This window comes from Ensifer sp. D2-11 (genome assembly GCF_054161295.1).
This window is the reverse complement of record NZ_CP096433.1, coordinates 3228377-3242565: the sequence shown is the minus strand read 5'-3', so window position 1 is coordinate 3242565 and position 14189 is coordinate 3228377. Positions and strand designations below refer to the sequence as shown.

Here is a 14189-nt window from a genome sequence, read left to right as displayed (position 1 = left end):
GAGCAAAGTCAGGGGGTTGTCCGATTCCTTGATACAATGTCTTGCGTCGGGGCCGTGGGTTTCCCACATCGTTTTCATCGGGCCGCGAAGGGCGGCCCGCCGACTGCGAGGAATCCTGAAGATGAACCAATCTGCACTGATCCGTCCGGACTGGACGCCTGCGACCATTGCATTGATGGTGCTGGGTTTCATTGTGTTCTGGCCGCTCGGCCTGGCAATGCTCGCCTACATCCTCTTCGGCGACAAGCTGAGGGCGTTCAAGAAGGACGCCAATGAAGGAGTGGATCGCATGTGTGCCGGCTTCAAACGGAACCGCCGGGGACAATGGGCACATCATCGTACCGGCAATGTCGCCTTCGACGACTGGCGGACAGCGGAACTTGCCCGTCTCGACGAGGAGCGCCGCAAGCTCGACGAGATGCGCGAGGAATTCGACGGCTATGTACGCGAGCTCCGTCGTGCAAAGGACCAGGAGGAATTCGACCGCTTCATGCGCGAACGCAAGAACGGCCGCACCGGTCCGGAAGCCGGCTTCGAATCGAGCTGATCCCATCCGGTGTTTCATGACATCCGGTGTTTCATGTGAAACGCCGGATGTTACTCGTCCATCTGCCAAGTGCCCTGCGAATCGGCTAGAACGGCCTCATGTTTTCATCTCTCAAGCGGCGCCGTGGCAGTGGACCGCCCCTTGATGTCATCCGTGACATCGAGGTCGCCGGCAAGGTCCTTCCCCTGACCATTCGGCAAAATGCGCGAGCGACGCGGATGACGCTCCGCATCGAGCCCGGCGGGCGAGCGTTGAAGCTCACCGTACCGGAGGGCCTGCCGGAGCGCGAGGTCAGCGCCTTTCTCATCCGGCACCAAGGCTGGTTGATGACCAAGCTCGCCCGCTTTTCCGGCGAAAGCGAGCTCGAGGACGGCGGCACCATCCTTGTTCGCGGCGTTGCGCACCGCATCGAGAGAACGGGCCGCCTGCGCGGCTTGACCGAAGCGCTCGTGATCGACGACGAGGCGGTTCTGAGGGTGGGCGGTGCCGAGGAGCATCTGCGCCGGCGCATCGCCGACTACCTCAAGAAGGAAGCCCGCAGCGAGCTCGAGCGCCTGGTCGCCGTCTATGCGGGCAGGACGGGGCGCAGGGCACGCTCCCTCAGCCTGAAGGACACCCGCAGCCGTTGGGGCTCCTGCTCCGCCGAGGGCGATTTGAGCTTTTCCTGGCGGATTGCCATGGCGCCGCCGAAGGTGATCGCCTATCTCGCGGCACACGAGGTCGCCCATCTTCAGGAAATGAATCATGGACCGCGTTTCTGGGCGCTGTGCGAAAGCCTGTGCCCGGAAACGAAGGATGCCAAGCACTGGCTCAAGCGCAACGGCACGATGCTGCATGCGATCGATTTCGGGTAGATCGAGAGTGGCCAAACGGCCCCTCAACCCGCGGGCGGGGAGAGGGGACTGACGGAGCATGCCGCTTCTCCCTTCGCCCCGCTTGCGGGGAGAAGGTTCCTGCAGGCGGATGAGGGGGGCCGGCTTGGTTCGCTCGAAAAACACCGGATGCCCGCCGCCGCCCTCGTCCTAAGATTGGCCGCTGCCGTGCAACGGTTTTGCTCGACTCGGGCGGCATTTCATGCAAGGTCGCTTTCCATGAAAACGGAAGTGAAGATCTGTGGTTTGAAGACGGCCGAGGCCGTGGAACGTGCCGTCGCGCTCGGCGCTTCCCACGTAGGCTTCATCTTCTTTCCCAAGAGCCCCCGCAACATCGAACCGGACGATGCCGGCCGCCTTGCCGCGCGCGCCCGCGGGCGCGCGAAGATCGTTGCTGTCACGGTCGATGCGGACAATGACGGTCTCGACGAGATCGTGTCGGCGCTCGACCCCGACGTCCTCCAGCTTCACGGTTCCGAGACTCCCGAGCGGGTCCTTTCCATCAAGGCGCTTTATGGTCTTCCGGTGATGAAGGCGCTTGCCGTCCGCGAGGCCTCCGATCTGGAGCGGATCGATCCCTATTTGGGCATCGTCGACCGTTTTCTCCTGGATGCGAAGCCTCCGGCCGGTTCCGATCTGCCGGGCGGCAACGGGATTTCTTTCGACTGGCGGCTTCTCGACGCGCTTGACGGAAGCGTCGATTACATGCTTTCCGGTGGATTGAACGCGGGCAACATCGCAGACGCACTTGCGCTGACCGGCGCCCGCGCCATCGATACATCCTCCGGAGTGGAAAGCGCGCCGGGGATCAAGGATCTGACGCTCATGGAAGCGTTTTTCGAAGCGGTCCGCCGGGCGGAAGCTTGAGCGGCCGTGATCAGGGAGCAAGACGTGAATCAACCGCCTAAACCGAACTCCTTCAGGTCCGGACCCGATGAAGAGGGCCGTTTCGGCATATTCGGCGGGCGCTTCGTCGCCGAGACGCTGATGCCGCTGATCCTCGATCTCCAGGATGAATGGGCGAGGGCGAAGAACGATCCGGCTTTCAAGGCGGAACTCGAAAATCTCGGCACCCACTATATCGGCCGGCCGAGCCCGCTCTATTTCGCCGAGCGCCTGACGGCCGAACTCGGTGGCGCCAAGATCTATTTCAAGCGCGAGGAGCTCAATCACACGGGCTCCCACAAGATCAACAATTGCATCGGCCAGATCCTGCTCGCCAAGCGCATGGGCAAGACCCGCATCATCGCAGAAACCGGCGCCGGCCAGCACGGAGTGGCATCGGCGACGGTCGCGGCGCGCTTCGGCCTGCCCTGCGTGGTCTACATGGGTGCGACCGACGTGGAGCGGCAGGCGCCGAACGTCTTCCGCATGAAGCTTCTCGGCGCCGAGGTGAAGCCGGTGACCGCCGGCAACGGCACCCTCAAGGACGCCATGAACGAGGCGTTGCGCGACTGGGTGACCAATGTCGACAGCACCTACTACCTGATCGGCACGGCTGCCGGCCCGCATCCCTATCCGGAGATGGTGCGCGACTTCCAGGCAGTCATCGGTGAGGAAGCCAAGCAGCAGATCCTCGAAGCCGAAGGCCGGCTTCCCGATCTCGTCGTCGCCGCCGTCGGCGGCGGTTCCAATGCGATCGGCATCTTCCATTCGTTCCTCGACGACGAGGGCGTCAGGATCGTCGGCGTCGAAGCGGGTGGCAAGGGGCTCGACGGCGACGAGCATTGCGCTTCGCTGACCGCCGGCTCGCCCGGCGTGCTCCACGGCAACCGCACCTATCTTCTTCAGGACGGTGACGGCCAGATCAAGGAAGGCCATTCGATCTCGGCCGGGCTCGATTATCCTGGCATCGGACCGGAACATGCCTGGCTGAACGACATCGGCCGCGTCGAATATGTGCCGATCATGGATCATGAGGCACTCGAGGCCTTTCAGACGCTGACGCGGCTCGAAGGCATTATCCCGGCGCTCGAACCGTCCCATGCGCTTGCCGAAGTCATCAAGCGCGCGCCGAAAATGGGCAAGGACGAGATCATCCTGATGAATCTCTCCGGTCGCGGCGACAAGGACATTTTCACCGTCGGCAAAATTCTCGGTATGGGGCAGTAAAGATCATGACCGCACGCATGGAGCAACGGTTCGCCGACGTGGCGGCCGAGGGGCGCCCGGTCCTCGTGACCTATTTCATGGGCGGCGACCCGGATTTCGACACGTCGCTGGCGATCATGAAGGCGCTGCGGCAGGCGGGTGCCGACATCATCGAACTCGGCGTGCCCTTTTCCGACCCGATGGCCGATGGACCGGCGATCCAGCTCGCCGGCCAGCGCGCGCTGAAGGCGGGGCAGTCTCTCGCCAAGACGCTGGAGCTCGCCCGGCTCTTCCGGGCGGAGGACCAGCGCACCCCCATCGTGCTGATGGGCTATTACAACCCGATCTATATCTATGGCGTCGAGCGGTTCCTGGCGGACGCGCTCGAGGCCGGCGTCGACGGCCTGATCGTCGTCGATCTGCCCCCGGAAATGGACGACGAACTCTGCATTCCGGCACTTGAGAAGGGCATCAGCTTCATCCGCCTGGCAACGCCCACGACGGACGATCGCCGCCTGCCCAAGGTTCTCGAAAACACGTCGGGTTTCGTGTATTACGTCTCGATGACCGGGATCACCGGCTCGGCGCTGCCCGATCCGTCGCTGATCGCCGGAGCGGTCGCGCGCATCAAGGCGCATACGCCCTTGCCTGTCTGCGTCGGCTTCGGGGTGAAGACCGCCGACCATGCGCGCGCCATCGGCGCATCCGCAGACGGCGTCGTCGTCGGCACGGCGATCGTCAATCAGATCGCGTCGAGCTTGACCGAAGAAGGCCGGGCAACGGAAGCGACGGTCCCGGGTGTCGAAGCGCTCGTCAGGGGGCTTGCGGCCGGCGTACGGGCGGCACGGCTTGCTGCAGCCGAATAATTGCCCATATTGACGCGCACAAGCCGAAGGAAAATCGTCAGGAGACTGCTTAATTGAACTGGATCACAAACTACGTTCGGCCGAAGATCAACTCGATGCTCGGCCGCAGGGAAGTTCCGGAGAACCTCTGGATCAAGTGCCCTGAAACGGGCGAGATGGTGTTCCATCGCGATCTGGAAGAGAACAAATGGGTCATCCCGCAATCCGGCTTCCACATGAAGATGCCGGCGAAGGCCCGTTTGAAGGATCTCTTCGACGGCGGAATCTACGAGGCCTTCCCGCAGCCCAAGGTGGCGCAGGACCCGCTCAAGTTCCGCGACTCGAAGAAGTACTCCGATCGCCTGCGCGACAGCCGCGCCAAGACCGAACTCGAGGACACGATCGTTGCCGGCCTCGGCCAGGTCCAGGGCATCAAGCTCGTCGCCGTCGCGCATGAGTTCAACTTCATCGGCGGCTCGCTGGGCATTGCCGCGGGCGAAGCGATCGTGAAGGCCTTCGAGCGCGCGATAGCGGAGAAGTGCCCGCTGGTGATGTTCCCGGCCTCGGGCGGCGCCCGCATGCAGGAAGGCATCCTGTCGCTGATGCAGCTGCCGCGGACGACCGTGGCTCTTAACATGCTCAAGGAAGCGGGCCTTCCCTATATCGTCGTCCTGACGAACCCGACGACCGGTGGCGTCACCGCATCCTATGCGATGCTGGGCGATATCCACATGGCCGAACCCGGCGCGGAAATCGGCTTTGCCGGCAAACGGGTGATCGAGCAGACGCTGCGGGAAAAGCTTCCCGAAGGCTTCCAGACTTCGGAATATCTGCTGGAGCATGGCATGGTCGACATGGTCGTCAAGCGCCACGACATCCCGGAGACGCTCGCGCGCGTTCTCAACATTCTGATGAAGAAGCCGGCCAAGGCGGTCAAGCGCGATACCGCGACGGAGTTGGCCCCGCTGCCGGTGGCCGCGAGCGCCTAGATTAGGGCTACCATCATGACGGCGACTGAGGTCAGCGAGGCGGCGCAGGAGATCGAGAAGCTTCTCGCGCTGCATCCCAAGGGGTTCGACCTTTCGCTCGACAGGATCACGCGGCTGCTTGCTGCCCTCGGCAATCCTCACGAGCGCCTGCCACCGGTCATCCACGTGGCCGGCACCAACGGCAAGGGCTCGGTCACGGCCTTCTGCCGGGCGATCCTGGAGGCCGCGGGCCTCAGCGTCCATGTCCACACGTCGCCGCATCTAGTGAACTGGCACGAGCGCTATCGCCTGGGTGTAAAGGGCGGCAAGGGCGCCCTGGTCAGCGACCCCGTGCTTGCCGATGCCGTACGCCGCGTTGCAGAAGCGAATGGCGGTGAGAAGATCACCGTGTTCGAAATCCTGACCGCGGTCACTTTCCTGCTTTTCGCGGAACATCCGGCCGATGTCGCGATCATAGAAGTCGGTCTCGGCGGACGCTACGATGCGACCAATGTGATCGCCCGGCCGGCCGTCGCCGTGATCATGCCGATCTCGCTCGATCATCAGGCCTATCTCGGCGACCGGGTCGAGCTGATCGCTGCGGAAAAGGCGGGGATCATGAAGCGCGGCTGCCCGGTGGTGATCGGCCACCAGGAGGAAGAGAGTGCGCGCGATGTGCTGATCGCGACCGCCGAACGTCTCGGCTGCCCCATATCCGTCTACGGACAGGATTTCATGGCGCATGAGGAGTTCGGCAGGCTGATCTTCCAGGATGAGAACGGCCTTGCGGATCTGCCGCTGCCGCGCTTGCCGGGCCGGCATCAATATGCCAATGCCGCGGCGGCGATCCGTGCCGTTCGGGCAGCCGGCTTCGATGTTCCCGAGGCGGCTATCGAGAAAGGGTTGGCCGGCGTCGAGTGGCCGGGACGCCTGCAGCGCCTCGCCGGCGGCAGGCTCTCGCATTTCGGCCCGCCGGGCGCCGAGATCTGGATCGACGGCGGACACAATCCGGGCGCCGGCCATGTCATTGCCGAGGCGATGGCCACCTTCGAGGAGCGCGACCCGCGACCGCTCTTCCTGATCATCGGCATGATCAATACCAAGGAACCGATCGGCTATTTCAAGGCTTTCCTCGATCTGACCGAACAGGTCTTCACCGTGCCGGTGCACGGGTCCGACGCGGGACTGGACCCGCTGGCGCTGGCCGCCGATGCGGCCGCTGCGGGACTCGAGGCCAATGCCACCTCCTCGGTTGCCGAAGCGCTCGGCCAGATCGCCGAACTCACCGACGAGGACCCGGTGCCGCCGCGTGTGCTGATCGGCGGCTCGCTCTACCTGGTCGGCGACGTGCTGGCGGAAAACGGCACGCCGCCGCGGTAGATCACGATGGTTTCAGGATAGACCCAAAATCATGAACGTGATCGATTCGAATGGATTGACGCGGGATGCGGGCGGAAAACCGACACACGTTTCGTCATCCCGCTCTAAGGTTCGGAACGAAGGGTTCGCAGTTGCCGGCCCCTCATCCGGCCTGCCGGCCACCTTCTCCCCGCAGGCGGGGCGAAGGAGACTCGCGGCAAGCGCCAGGGCAATCCCCTCTCCCCGCTCGCGGGGAGAGGGTTAGGGTGAGGGGCAGATAGCCGGCGACGCACATGGTTCAGCCGAAAAGAAAAAGCCCGGCCAAGCCGGGCTTTCGCATTGTCGAAGTGAAGTCCCGGCGGCTCAAGCCACCGCGCTCGAAATCCACGAGCTGAGCGCCGTCTTCGGTGCGGCTCCGACCTTGATGTCTGCGACTTCGCCGCCCTTGAACATGGCAAGCGTCGGGATCGAGCGGACCCCGTATTGTGCCGCGAGCTCGGGGTTTTCGTCGATATTGAGCTTGACGACCTTGACCTTGCCGGCAAGCTCGGTGGCGATTTCTTCGAGGCTCGGCGCAATCATCTTGCACGGGCCGCACCATTCCGCCCAGAAGTCGACGACGACCGGTTCGGCCGAGTTCAGAACTTCCTTCTGAAAATTGGCAGTATCGACTTTCACAGTAGCCATCGGGTGCTCCTTCGGAATGGCAGTGTCCAGATGTTGTGTCTCATGTGAGGCATCGCCACCGGATTTTCAATATCGTGTATCTCACTTTGTCGCGAGCTCTTCAAGACTCCTGTCCAGCATCGGCTCGGGAAGCACCCGGATCGCGGGCCCTTCCGTGAAGATCAGCACGCATCGGAAACGCTTGCCGGGGTAAAGAGGTTTCAGGAGTTCGCGATAGATCGCAAGCTGATTTCTGTAGACCGGCGCTATCTCTTCGGGCGTCTCAGGGATTTCGCGGTTGGTCTTGTAATCGGCGATCGTCACCATGTCGCCGGTGACGGCCAGACGGTCGATCCGGCCCGATACGGCGAATTCGCGGACCCCAAGCTTCAGCGTCCCCATCACGGAGACCTCCGCCCGGCTGTGCTCGCCGAAAAGCGGTTGCAGATCCGCATGGTCGAGCACGTCCATCACGGTCCCGGCGAGTGCGCGCCGTTCGGCTTCGGGCCAGCGTGGCACGGAACGGGTGAGGTAGCGCTCCGCCGCGGCCAGACGCTCGGGGCCGTCGACCGACGGAAGAACCTGCAGCAACCGGTGCAGGATCGCGCCGCGCAGCATCGAGAATTTCGGCGCGCTCTTGCCGGCGAAGAGGGCCGAGCCGACGATCGCTTCGGCGTCGGGATCGTCGATTGCGATGGTCGTGCCGGACGGGGCAAGAGGCCGGGGCAGCCGCCGCGGCACGGCCGGAGGCGTGAAAAGCGCCGTCGGCAGGCCGGCTGTCGGCCGTTGCGATTCTTCGGAGCGGCCTTCGGATGTCGGAAGCTCGCGCGGCACATGCGCTTCGCGCCAGGCTATCCCCTGCCACTCCTCGCTTCCGGCGCGGAAAAGCCTCGGCGTTCCGCGGCCCTTGAGGTCCTGTGCCAGCGTCCCCTGCACCATCGAATGCCAGGTGTCGGTGTTCTGGCGCTGCCCGCGATAGCCGCAGACGATCAGGCGGTCGGCTGCGCGCGTCATGCCGACATAGAGGAGCCGGCGGTATTCCTCCTCGGCGAGCTTCTTCAGCCGCTCGTTGTCGGCTGCGATGAGCGAGTTCGGCGCCGAGCCCGGCGCGCGCCAGACCGGGACCGTGAGGGTGGAATGATCGGCCTGCGCTTTCTCCAGGAAGCGCAGGTCCGAGACCTGCTGGCGAACGAAGGCCTCGCCGCCGCCGTCGACCAGGAAGACGACCGGCGCCTCGAGGCCCTTTGCGGCATGCACGGTCATCACGCGGACCTCGTCGCGTTCCTTGTCCTGTTCGCGCTTGACCGTCGGCGCTTCGATCTCCAGCGTCGAGATGAAAGCCTGCAGGCCCGGCAGACCGTTCCTTTCATGATCGAGAGCGAAGGTGAGGAATTCGTCGAGAATATCACTGACTTCGCTGCCGAGGCGCGCCAGGAAGGCACGCCGTCCGCCATCGGCGCCCAGGACACGGGCATAGAAATCGTGCGGCAGCAGTTCCCGCGCCAGGCCGGAATAGCGCGAAAGCGTGCGGACCGCTTCATGATAACGGCTCGTCTCCTCCGCGCCCGCCTGCCGCAGCCGCCGCCAGAGACTTTCGCCCTCGGTCCGCCGGGCGGCGAGTTCGAAGACATCCTCCTCGCCAAGATCGAGGAGCGGGCTCTTCAGCAGTGCCGCGAGCGACAGGTCGTCCTCGGGCAGAAGCACGAACCGGCCGAGCGCGATCAGGTCCTGCACGGCGATATGGCTGGTCAGAACCAGGCGGTCCGCGCCGGCGACCGGGATATTGCCCCGCCGCTTGAGGGCGCGCGTCAGGGCGTTGACGAAGGCGTCGCGTTTGCGGACCAGCACGATGACGTCGCCGGGCCGCATCGCTCGGCGCACGCCTTTTTCGATCACCGTCTCCCGGCCGATCCAATCTTCGAGGACCGCTGCAATGCGCCGGGCGAGGATGTTGACCGGCGCGCGCTCGGGCGTCGCGTCGAAAGGAGCGGTCCAATCCTCTTCCGAAGCCGCCGGCTCGGGCGCGATCACATCCCAGAGGTCGACGGCGCCGGGCTGGCCGATCCTGTTCGAGGCATGCACGATCGCCTCGCTCCGGGCGCTCAGGCCTCTCGCATTCCCGGAATTTGCAAAGACCGTATCGACGGCGGAGAGCACGTCCACCGTCGAGCGGAAGGAAAGCTGCAGGCGGATGGGGCTGAAGTGCTTGTTGCCCGCGCGCACCCGCCGCTCCGTCAACGTGCTTTCACGCGAAAAGCGCTCCGGCCGGGCTCCCTGGAAGGAATAGATCGACTGCTTCTCGTCGCCGACGGCGAAGATCGTGCGGTCGTCCGCACGCGCCGTTTCGCCGGCAAAGAAATCCGCCGCGAGCGACTGGATAATCGTCCACTGCGCGGGACTCGTATCCTGCGCCTCGTCGACGAGGATATGGTCGATCCCCTGATCCAGCTTGTAGTGCACCCAGGCGCCGACGTCGCTTCGGGCAAGCAGTGCCGCCGTGCGGTTGATGAGATCCTCGAAATCGAGCTGGCTGCGTGCCTTCTTGAGCGCTTCGTAGTCGCGGTTGAGCCTCTCGGCGAGAACGAGGGCGGCGCGGGTCGCCCCGTACATCTGGACGATGCTCAGGCGGTCCACGCAGGCGAGCATATGGCTGCGCGCCTCTTCGACCCTGAGTTCGAGCTGCGGCGCTGCACGGCGCATGGCGGCGTTCAGAAAGGCCGATTCCGCCTTCGGCTTGCCGCCGCCGTTGAAGAAGAGTTCCACGAGTTTGGAATAGCGGGCGGCGGCGTCATCGATCGCGCAGACGGCCCGCAAGCCGCCTGCGATGGCAGAGGGTTTCGCGCCGCCGAGGCGCAATCCAAGGTCGATATAGTCATCGAGTGCCGGGCCATTTAGCCCCGCCAGCGGCCAGACCGCGGCCATGACCGTCCCGGCGGTCTCGCCGGGTTCGAGGCCGAGCGCTGCCCGCAGATGCGCTTCCATCCCGCCGCGTCCGGAGGCGTGGTCGAGAAAGGCCTGGATCGGTGCCCGGTTGGCGACGATCGCCGCAAGCAGTTTTTCAAGCCCGGTATCGTCGGCAAGATCAAGGACCGTGGCGAAGGCCTCCGCCAGTTCCCCGTCGCTCGCTGCTGCCGTGGCGGTCAAGAGAGCCCTGCGGGCATCGGCGAGCAGCACCGCCGCTGCGCGGTCGTCGAGAACGGAGAAATGCCCTGCGACATTGGCCTCGAGCGGGAACTGGTGCAGAAGCGCCTCGCAGAAGGCATGAATCGTCTGGATTTTCAGCCCGCCCGGGGTTTCCAGGGCGCGCGCGAACAGCCGGCGGGCCTCCTGGATCTTGGCCGTGGGCGGCCGCTTGCCTTCGATCGCCTCGATGCGCTTTTCCAGCGTGGTATCGTCGAGTGTCGCCCATTCGGCGAGTTTCTCGAACACGCGGTTCGACATCTCGGAGGCGGCCGCCTTCGTATAGGTCAGGCAGAGGATGGCGGACGGCCGGCAACCCGCAAGCAGAAGCCGGATGACGCGCTGCGTGAGCACATGCGTCTTGCCGGAGCCGGCATTGGCGGAAACCCAGGCGGAACGCGCGGGATCGGAGGCGAGCGCCTGTCGTTGCGTCGTCCAGTCGAGCCACCCCTCGGGGCTTCTCTCCTCCGGGCCTGTCGCATCACTCCTCATCGTCGTCCTCGCCATCCGCGGTCGCCCATTCGGCGACCCGCGCCAGATGATCGTATTCCCCGCCGTAGTCGCGTTGTTTCTGAACGATCAGGCGCGAGGCGAAGCCGAACCTGCCGCTCATAAGCGCGGAAAGCAGCTTGCGGAGCTCGGCGAGCGACTCGTCCGCCAGCTGTCCGGTAGATTTCGTCTCCTTCGAACGGGCGCCCTCGTTGTTGACCGTGTCGACGGCAAACCGGCTCCCCGGCTTCAGCCGGACATAGCGCAGCGAGTGCGGCTGAGCCGGCCCGATCACACGGAATGCCCCGGCCCTGAGCGCCGCCGCCTCGAGCGCCAGCTGCGGGTCGAGAAGCGCCCGTGCCTCTTTGGGCGAGGGGCTCGATCCGGTCTTGTAGTCGATGATGTCGATCGTTCCGTCCGCCAGGCGATCCAACCGGTCGGCGATGCCGGTCAGCCGGATATCGCCGATGCCGAGATCCATCGCCGCCGGTACCTCGGTGAACGATTTCACAATGCCGTGCCGGCGCTCCCGTTCCCATTCGAGGAACGCCCTTCCGACCGCCTGGAAGCGTGGCCGCCAGATGGTGTCGATATGCGCAGGCAGTTTCTCCTCGTCGAAGGCCTCGTCGGTGAGCCGGATCATCGCTTCCTCGCCCTCGCGCGCCGCCGGGTCGAAGCCGCCCTTCACGAATCGATCGACGATCCGGTGATAGAGCAGGCCGCGTTCGGCCGCACCCGGATCGCGGTTGAACGGTTGGATCGGTTCCAGCCGGAGAATGCGCCTCGCGTAGACGGCATAGGGATCGCGGCGCAGCCGCGTCACTTCGCTGAAGGAATATTTTCGGGGCTGCAGCTCCGCGGGAGGCTTCGGTTCCGGCCGCTCCGACAACGGCTGACGCTCGCCTTGGTCGAGAATGCGCATCCAGTGGAGATAGTCGGCGCCATTTGCCTTGAGCAGCGCCGTCAGCCTCTCGCCGCCGAGCGCCTGAAGGCGCTGCAGCCATCGGGAAGCCACCGTCGGCGCGGATCCCTGACGCATGGAGCGCGAAAGGATCAGCCGGCGGGTGCCGCAGGCCATCTGGAAATCATGCGCGAGCTGGCCGATTCGCCGCTCCGGCGGCTCCAGACCGATACCCGCCTTCATCGTTCGCGAAAGGAACGGATCGTTCGACGTCTGCCCGGGCCAGGTGCCCTCGTTCATGCCGCCGAGCACCACGAGGTCCACGCTTTGCAGGCGCGACTCGAGCGCTCCGAAAATGAAGACGCGGGGATGGCGCATCGACCGCGGCTTGACGGCTTCGCTTGCGGCAAGCGCCTCGAGAATGTCGCACCATTGCGGCCCGTCGGCCTCCATCTGGCCATCGGTTTCGATGATGCCCCTGAGGAGCGTCGCCAATATTTCGCCGGCTTCCGAAGCCCAGAGGGCGCCGAGATTGCCTTGCTCGTCGATGGCGGCCGCCTCCAGAGCGCGCCCCGTACGCTCCGCCCAATCCGAAAGGGGCAGCACGGTCGAGCGGTGACGGCCGGTTTGCGGATCGGCAGAGAGAGTGCTGAACAGGGGGGCGACCGCCGAGGCTATCCGGCGTGCGAGTGCGCGCGCCATGGCGATATCGTCCGGGCCGATACCCGCTCTCCAGGGCGGCGGGTGCCGGTCGGTCTTCTGCCTGTCGAGCGCCTTGTCGAGGACCGCTTCCAAGGCCGATATGTCGGCCGCATCGGTGCCGCCGCGCAGGGCCGCGAGCTCCAGCACGTCCGCAGCTCGGCGCGCATCCTCCGCCGTCCGGCCGAAGCGAGCCAGCGGATGCTTGAGGAGTGCGACCAGGGCGACCGGGTCGTCGGGCCTGAGCGTTGCCTCCAGCAGCAGCCGGGCAAGTGCGCCCGCCGGCGTCGCCGAGAGCGGAATGCCGGCGGAATCGTCCGCCTCTATGCCGAAGCGGGCAAGCTCGGTGCCGACTCGACGCGCAAGGCCTCGATCGGGGGTGATGAGCGCCGCCTGGCTCTCCTCGTCGGCTTCGAGCGCGAGCCGAAGCGCGATCGCGATGGCGGTTGCCTCTTCGCGTTCGTTGGCCGCTTCGATCAGCGCCACATCCGCAAAGGCGGAGAGGAGTCTTTCCGCATCGAAGCTCCGGCGGGCTTCCATCCAGACGTCAGTCGCGTCGGCCGGTAACAGCGCCCGCGAAAGGACCGCGCTGCGATAGTCGAGATCATCGGCAGCGCTCGCGAGGGCGGGCACGTCCCCGCGTTCGATGCCCATGCGCTTGAGCAGACGGTGAAATCCATATTGCGGGTGCGTGCGGCTTGCCGGGTTCCTTGCAGAAGTGCCGGAGCCGGACGTCTCTCCCGCGATCAGCCGCCACTCCGCATCGCTCATCGATCCGTCGAGGCCGGGGAGCACGATCGTACCGTTCGGCAGCGCCTTGACCGCGGCGATCAGTGCGGCCGTCGCCGGGATCGAACCGGTCGAACCGGCGATGATGATCGGTCCGCTCACTTTGCCGGCGGCGATACGCTGGGTCTCGGCCTTCAGCACCGCATTGCGGTGGCGTGCGGGCGAGGAGTGCTTGAGTTCGGCCAGCCGCTCCGGCCAATAGGTGCGGGCGATCTTGAGGAAGGCGAGCGTCAGTTGCCACCAGAGCGCATGTTCGCCGCCATCGAGCCCGTCGAGGGCATCCCAGTCGAGTTCCTCGGTCTCGATCGCATCGATGAGTTCGGCGAGGTTCCGCGCGAGCCAGATGGCGTCGGCAGGGCTTGCCGGAGCGATCAGCGGGCTTTCCGCGTGGATGTCGAGGACCACCTGCGGCAGGCGGTTTCGCCAGGCGAGAATGAGGCGGCCGAGTTCGATGAGCCGTGCCGTTCCGGAAAGCGGCGGCGCGAGGTCGAGGATCGCCGGCACCTCGGCGTCGAAGAAGCCGCTGTCGTCGTCGGTCTCGCCGAGCGCCCGGATCATCGGCAGGATCGCCGAACGGCCGCCGAGCAGATCGACGAATTCCGAACGCAGCACGCGGGCGGAGCGCCGGGTCGGCACGAAGATCGTAACACCGGCCAGTGCCAGCGGCTGCGCCGGATCGTAGCGGAAGCCAGGGGTCAGCTCGCCATTGCAGAGCCTTTCCGCGACCGTCCTCAGAAAGGGCAGGCCGGCTGGAATCGTGAAGACGTTCGGATGTCCGGGCAC

10 protein-coding genes are annotated in these 14189 nt (G+C 65.3%); 7 read left to right on the top strand and 3 right to left on the bottom strand.

Annotation, left to right across the window (positions count from 1 at the left end):
• The first annotated feature begins 121 nt into the window (after positions 1-121).
• From M1D34_RS15535 to M1D34_RS15505, 7 genes are all read left to right on the top strand, one after another.
• Positions 122-547 carry a DUF2852 domain-containing protein gene (locus tag M1D34_RS15535; protein WP_010968303.1) on the top strand — a complete coding sequence of 142 codons (426 nt, stop codon included), beginning with the start codon at positions 122-124 and terminating at the stop codon, positions 545-547.
• 98 nt (positions 548-645) lie between these two features.
• Entirely contained in the window at positions 646-1401 is a 756-nt protein-coding gene (locus tag M1D34_RS15530) for a M48 family metallopeptidase (protein WP_010968304.1), read from the top strand.
• Positions 1402-1638: 237 nt separating this feature from the next.
• Positions 1639-2286, top strand: a complete 648-nt coding sequence (locus M1D34_RS15525) for a phosphoribosylanthranilate isomerase (RefSeq protein ID WP_003536445.1) — start codon at positions 1639-1641, stop codon at positions 2284-2286.
• A gap of 24 nt (positions 2287-2310) precedes the next feature.
• Complete coding sequence (trpB, locus tag M1D34_RS15520) at positions 2311-3531, top strand: tryptophan synthase subunit beta (protein WP_003536446.1); 1221 nt, start codon at positions 2311-2313, stop codon at positions 3529-3531.
• Between the two features lie 5 nt (positions 3532-3536).
• Entirely contained in the window at positions 3537-4376 is an 840-nt protein-coding gene (gene trpA, locus M1D34_RS15515) for a tryptophan synthase subunit alpha (protein ID WP_010968305.1), read from the top strand.
• A 53-nt stretch (positions 4377-4429) separates the two neighbouring features.
• Entirely contained in the window at positions 4430-5344 is a 915-nt protein-coding gene (gene accD, locus M1D34_RS15510) for an acetyl-CoA carboxylase, carboxyltransferase subunit beta (protein ID WP_003536448.1), read from the top strand.
• 15 nt (positions 5345-5359) lie between these two features.
• Positions 5360-6703 (top strand): bifunctional folylpolyglutamate synthase/dihydrofolate synthase, encoded by a 1344-nt coding sequence (locus tag M1D34_RS15505; protein WP_003536449.1) that lies wholly within the window; start codon positions 5360-5362, stop codon positions 6701-6703.
• Positions 6704-7045: 342 nt separating this feature from the next.
• On the opposite strand, the gene trxA is transcribed toward M1D34_RS15505, so the two are convergent.
• The 3 genes from trxA to addB form a co-directional block, all read right to left on the bottom strand.
• Positions 7046-7369 (bottom strand): thioredoxin, encoded by a 324-nt coding sequence (gene trxA, locus M1D34_RS15500; RefSeq protein WP_003532034.1) that lies wholly within the window; start codon positions 7367-7369, stop codon positions 7046-7048.
• An 81-nt stretch (positions 7370-7450) separates the two neighbouring features.
• Complete coding sequence (gene addA, locus M1D34_RS15495; RefSeq protein WP_498779789.1) at positions 7451-11020, bottom strand: double-strand break repair helicase AddA; 3570 nt, start codon at positions 11018-11020, stop codon at positions 7451-7453.
• Positions 11010-14189: a double-strand break repair protein AddB gene (gene addB, locus M1D34_RS15490; protein ID WP_498779787.1), complete on the bottom strand. Its 3180-nt coding sequence runs from the start codon at positions 14187-14189 to the stop codon at positions 11010-11012. Before addB ends, addA begins: the two co-directional genes overlap by 11 nt.